We start from the raw sequence: 5,030 nt of genomic DNA, 5'->3' as shown, positions 1-5,030 counted from the left end.
GCCCGCACCGCAGCGCTCGCGGTACGGGCCCCTCGACGTGCGCGGTCAGCCCGTGGACGCCCCGAGGATCGCGCCGACCGCGTACGTCACACCCATCGCGATGCCGCCGCCCAGCACATTGCGCAGCACCGCCCGGCGCGGATCCGCGCCACCCAGCCGGGCACTCGCCCAACCCGTCACCACCAGCGCCGCCAGCACCGCCACCACCGTGATCCACACCCGGTGGTCCGGCGGCGGCAGCACGATCGCCAGCAGCGGCAGCAGCGCGCCCACCGTGAACGCCGCGAACGACGCCCAGGCGGCATGCCACGGATCGGTCAACTCGTCCGGGTCGATGCCGAGTTCGGTCTCCGCGTGGGCCGCCAGCGCATCGTGCGCGGTCAGCTGCACCGCCACCTGGTGCGCCAGCTCCGGATCCAGGCCCTTCGCCTCGTACAGGCCCGCCAGCTCCGCGAGCTCCGCATCCGGCGTCAGATGCAGCTCCCGCCGCTCCAACGCCAACGCGGCCTGCTCGGCGTCCCGCTGGGTGCTCACCGACACGTACTCGCCGGCCGCCATCGACAGCGAACCCGCCAGCAGGCCCGCCAGGCCCGCCGTCAGCAGCTCCGTCGCGTTCGCGTTCGCGCCCGCGACACCCACCACCAGGCCCGCCGTCGACACCACGCCGTCGTTCGCGCCCAGCACCGCGGCCCGCAGCCAGTTCAACCGGCCGCCCAATGCGCCGCTGTGCGCCTCGCCGTGCTCGATCGGGCCCTGCCCCTGAGATGCGGTCATGCCCCCAGTCTGCCCGCCGACCGCACCGCCGCCCCGCAGCTCCGGTGGGACGGCGGCGCGCGCGTCGCGGACACGGCCGGGAGGCCCGGGAAGCGGTGGGGCGCCGGCTCAGGCCGCGGTGAGGCGGCGGGTCAGCTCGCGGTGCACCTGCCGGGTGGTCAGGCCCAGCGTGTGCAGCGCGAACCGGCCCGGACCCGCATGGTCCGAGGTCAGCACCGCCAGCAGCAGCCGCTCCGTCAACAGACCGGCCGGCGCCGACGGATCGACGAGCTGCCCGTACACCTTCGACGCCGCGGCGGCCAGCGGCGGAAACTGGCCGCGCGGCACCGGGAACTTCCACCAGGTGTGCTCCTGCCACGCCTGCTCCAGCGCCGACTCCAGCGCCTCCTGCGACACCCCCAGCCCGGCCAGCACCGCGGGCGCCGCACTGTCCGCCACCGGCAGCGCCAGCAGCAGGTGGCCGGTGTTGACCTCCCGGTGGCCCAGCGACAGCGCCCGCTGCTGCGCCCCGTCCAGCAGCGCGTCCGACTCGTCCTCCGCCGCCTGCGTCTCCTCGTGGTGGTCCTCCGCCGCCGGCGCCTCCCGGTGGCCCGCCCCGCCCGCCTCCAGGTAGTGCCCGACCAACCGGTGACCCAGGTCGGCCAACTCCCGCGCCAGGCGGTGCGCGTGTGCGATCCGTTCCAGGTCCCCGGCCCCGGCCGTCTCGGCGTCGACCCGGGCCACCCACCCCGCAAGATCCAGATCTGTCATGTCCACCAGGCTGCCGGAGGCCCCGACGCCCGGTCAAACCGACCCGAGAGATGCTCAACGGCGGCTCAGCGCAGTGCCATTGGCGCTCGGAACCGGTCAGAGCGTGGTCGGATCCGGGTTGCCCTGCGGGCTGCCCGTCCACCAGTTCCCCGGCGCCTGCGGATCGCGGCTCGTCCAGTACTCGACGATGGCGGTGACGAACTCCTCGGGCGACAGCGTGCCGTCGCCGTCCCGGTCCAGGTGCGCGAACGCCGCGTCCGCGTCCACCCGCCGCAGCTGCGGGAAGTGGCCGCGCTGGAACAGGAAGAACTCGTCCGCGTCCACCACCCCGTTGCCGTCCGCGTCCGCCACCGCCAGGAACGCCCGGCCCAGGCCGCCGAGCACCTCGTCCGCCGCCTTCGGATCGTCCGCGAGCGCCGCCGTGGACTCCAGGAACTGCGCCCGCCCGATCGCGTGCACCCCGACGGGCAGCCGGGGCAGATGCACCTCGCGCCAGATCGCCAGATACGCCTCCACGATCCACTGCTCCTGCGGCGAGCCGGCCGGGTGGCCGAGCGAACGCGCCACCGACTGGCCCATCAGGACGTGGTCCCGCTCGGTGAGCAGGCCGTCGCCGTCCGCGTCGAGGTGGTCTAAACCGTGGCTGATCTTGGCGATGAGCAGATCCTCGGACACTGCTGACCCTCCGCTGAAAGGAATTTGACGGACAGTCAGCTTAGGGGAGCGATGTGTGATCACGGTGGCGGAATCCGATCGCGGCGCGCTGAAAGTCGATCGCCGACGGCCGTTGACTTCAAGTGCGCTTGAATTCCTAGGCTCGGTCGCACCGCAGTGATCGACGCAACGGGGAGGCCCCTCATGGAGTACACGCACAGTGACGCCGAACTGATCGAGCAGCCCGCCGGCTACTGGACCTGGGCGGCGTACAAGGCCGTCGTCGACCGCATCCAGGGCGCGCTGGCCGGCATCGGCGTCACCCAGCCGCAGTGGTGGGTGCTCAACCAGCTCGTCCACGCCGGGGCGCCGCGCAGCCGCGGCGAGATCGACGCCGTCCTGAGCGGCTACCTCGACGTCGGCCACGCCGGGCTGGACGTCCAGATCGACGGCGTCGTGGCACACGGCTGGGCCACCGAGAACGCCGACGGCGGGCTCGAAATCACCGCCGACGGACGGGAGTTCTTCGCCGAGGCGGCCGCCCTCCAGCGCGAGCTGTGGGCCGAGCGCCACGCCGGAATCTCCGACGAGGAGTACCTGACCACCGTGAAGGTCCTCCAGCGCTTCATCCACAACACCGGCGGAAAGGCCTGGCACCACTGACCGGCCCTCGGCGGTAGGCTCCGGCGGACACGGACACCGGAGCGGAGGGTCGGCGATGCGCCGGGCGGGGGAGTCGACGACGGACGCGCGGCTGCGCACCTACGGGCGCGCCGCCACCGCGCTGGCCCTGCTGAGCGACCGGCGGCTGGCCGAACTCCTGGACGCCGAGGGCGAGTCGGCGGCGTCCGGGATCGGCGGCCGGTCCGGCACCCGGGAGGTCGACGGCATCCGGGTGTTCGTCAAACGGGTGCCGCTCACCGACCTGGAACTCACGGCCGGCCACCTCCGCAGCACCGCCAACCTGTTCGAGCTGCCCGGCTTCTACCAGTACGGCATCGGCTCCAACGGCTTCGGCGCCTGGCGCGAACTCGCCGCCCACACCCTCACCACCCACTGGGTGCTCGACGGCGCCCACGAGGCCTTCCCGCTGATGTACCACTGGCGGATCCTGCCCGACACCCCGCCCACCGGCTTCCTCGACGAGTTCGGCGGCATCGACGGCGCCGTCGCCCACTGGGACGGCCACCCGGCGGTCCGCCGCCGACTGGAGGCCCTCGGCGCCGCCACCCACAGCCTGGTGCTGTTCCTCGAACACCTGCCGCACACCCTCGCCGACTGGCTCCACCGGCACCCCGACCGCACCGGCGCCCCGCAGCTGGCGGCGGCCGAGGAACTCGATCGCGGCACCCGGTTCATGAACGAACGCGGCTTCCTGCACTTCGACGCGCACTTCCACAACGTCCTCACCGACGGCCGCCTGATCGTCTTCGCCGACTTCGGACTCGCCCTCAGCGAACGCTTCGACCTCACCCCCGCCGAACGCCGCTTCCTCACCGACCACCGCGGCTACGACCGCCACTACACCGCCGGCCACCTGCTCCGGCACCACCTGCTGGACCGCCACCGCGGCGAGGCCGAACGCACCGACTTCCTGCGGAGCTGGCTCGACGGCCACCGCCCCGCCGGCGTCCCCGGCCCGGCCGCCGCCCTGCTCGACCGGTACGGCCCGACCGCCGTGGTGCTGGACGAGTTCCACCGCCGACTGCTGACGGAGAGCAAATCGACGCCCTACCCGCTCGCCGACCTCGAACGCGCCCGCCGCGCCTGAGCGCCGCTCAGGCCTTCACCAGCGCGCCCGACTTCTCCCAGTTGTCGTGCAGCCGGTCCACGTACGACCGGGCCTCCGGGCCTGCGCCGACACCGCGCGCGAAGGCCAGCATGTTGCCCGCGCCGGTGTTGTAGCCGAGCGCCATCAGCTCGTTGCGGTTGTACTGGCCCGACCACTTCGCGGGCAGCTGCGCCCCCAGGTCGTGCAGGTGCCAGGCGGCGGCCCGCACCGCCAGCGCCGGATCGTCCGGCAGGTCCTCCCACGGCCGGTCCGCGAACGGGCGGCCCCGGCGGCACTCCTCGTACGCGGCGCGGTGCATGTTGGCCACGCCGAACGAGGCCTCCGGCTTCATCTTCTGCCAGGCCCGCTCCACGTCCGGCCCGTGCGGCTTGTACGACTCGTTGAACAGGATCGCCATCAGCAGCTGCGGGTCGATGCCCGCCTCGGCGGCGTACTTGCGGACCTCGGGGACGAAGCGCGGCGGCGAGTAGTCGGTCGCACTGCGCGGCGAGGAGGACGCGTCGGGGGAGGGCCCGCCGGACGCCGACCCGGAGGCCGACGGCAGGGCGCCGGCCGACGACGGGGCGGAGTCGTCGCCGGGCTGGAACGCCCAGATGGCGAGAACGCCCAGCACCACTACCGCCCACGGCCACTTCGCGCCGCGCTCCGCCACCGCCGGGCTCCCTTCCGTCCGTTCCGCTCGTCCGGTCGTCCGCTGCCCGGTCGCCGGGCCGCCGTCGACCGATGGCCGTGTCCTGCCGACGGCCCGCCGCGTTCTGCCGGGTGGCGCCCGCGAGGGGTGGCCCGCCACGACGTCCTTTCGGGTGAGCTTACGTACCCGGAGCGCATTTGTATGCTTCGCTCGAACCTCTACATAGGTGTAGAGGAACCGGACGGCGTCCGGCGCGCGTCTGACAGACCGAACCGGCCGGGCGTCGCGCCGGCGGCGCGGCAGTGGACGAGGGGTGACCATGGCGGGGCGAAGGGCAGCAGGCCCGGGCGGCGGAACGCCGTTGCGGCGGGACGAGCACCGGCGGCAGGCGCCGGCGCCGACCCCCGACGGCGACGGGCGCCCCGTCCC

General features: G+C 73.7%; 6 protein-coding genes. 2 read left to right on the top strand and 4 right to left on the bottom strand.

Annotated elements, in window-relative coordinates; translation table 11 throughout:
• Positions 1-45: 45 nt before the first annotated feature.
• The 3 genes from ACWEMJ_RS33700 to ACWEMJ_RS33690 form a co-directional block, all read right to left on the bottom strand.
• Positions 46-774 (bottom strand): VIT1/CCC1 transporter family protein, encoded by a 729-nt coding sequence (locus tag ACWEMJ_RS33700; protein WP_452140950.1) that lies wholly within the window; start codon positions 772-774, stop codon positions 46-48.
• A gap of 108 nt (positions 775-882) precedes the next feature.
• The gene (locus tag ACWEMJ_RS33695) at positions 883-1,524 is read right to left on the bottom strand and encodes a Clp protease N-terminal domain-containing protein (RefSeq protein ID WP_452140949.1); all 642 of its coding nucleotides are present in this window, start codon (positions 1,522-1,524) and stop codon (positions 883-885) included.
• 96 nt (positions 1,525-1,620) lie between these two features.
• Positions 1,621-2,199 (bottom strand): EF-hand domain-containing protein, encoded by a 579-nt coding sequence (locus ACWEMJ_RS33690; RefSeq protein ID WP_452140948.1) that lies wholly within the window; start codon positions 2,197-2,199, stop codon positions 1,621-1,623.
• 183 nt (positions 2,200-2,382) lie between these two features.
• Here ACWEMJ_RS33690 and ACWEMJ_RS33685 point away from each other — a divergent pair, with 183 nt between their 5' ends.
• Together ACWEMJ_RS33685 and ACWEMJ_RS33680 are read left to right on the top strand one after the other, a co-directional pair.
• Positions 2,383-2,841 (top strand): MarR family winged helix-turn-helix transcriptional regulator, encoded by a 459-nt coding sequence (locus tag ACWEMJ_RS33685; protein ID WP_452140947.1) that lies wholly within the window; start codon positions 2,383-2,385, stop codon positions 2,839-2,841.
• Between the two features lie 55 nt (positions 2,842-2,896).
• A complete protein-coding gene (locus tag ACWEMJ_RS33680) occupies positions 2,897-3,949 on the top strand; it encodes a protein kinase family protein (protein ID WP_452140946.1) in 1,053 nt (350 codons plus the stop codon).
• A 7-nt stretch (positions 3,950-3,956) separates the two neighbouring features.
• Here ACWEMJ_RS33680 and ACWEMJ_RS33675 read toward each other — a convergent pair whose 3' ends face one another.
• A complete protein-coding gene (locus ACWEMJ_RS33675) occupies positions 3,957-4,622 on the bottom strand; it encodes a transglycosylase SLT domain-containing protein (RefSeq protein ID WP_452140945.1) in 666 nt (221 codons plus the stop codon).
• Between the last annotated feature and the right edge of the window lie 408 nt (positions 4,623-5,030).

The organism is Kitasatospora sp. NPDC004531, assembly GCF_053602195.1.
This window is presented reverse-complemented; position numbering and strand designations above follow the sequence as displayed.

Bases quoted from the DNA above. Each gene is read 5' to 3' on its own strand.
- ACWEMJ_RS33700 (WP_452140950.1), bottom strand. From the start codon at position 774: ATGACCGCATCTCAGGGGCAGGGCCCGATCGAGCACGGCGAGGCGCAC.
- ACWEMJ_RS33695 (WP_452140949.1), bottom strand. From the start codon at position 1,524: ATGACAGATCTGGATCTTGCGGGGTGGGTGGCCCGGGTCGACGCCGAG.
- ACWEMJ_RS33685 (WP_452140947.1), top strand. From the start codon at position 2,383: ATGGAGTACACGCACAGTGACGCCGAACTGATCGAGCAGCCCGCCGGC.
- ACWEMJ_RS33680 (WP_452140946.1), top strand. From the start codon at position 2,897: ATGCGCCGGGCGGGGGAGTCGACGACGGACGCGCGGCTGCGCACCTAC.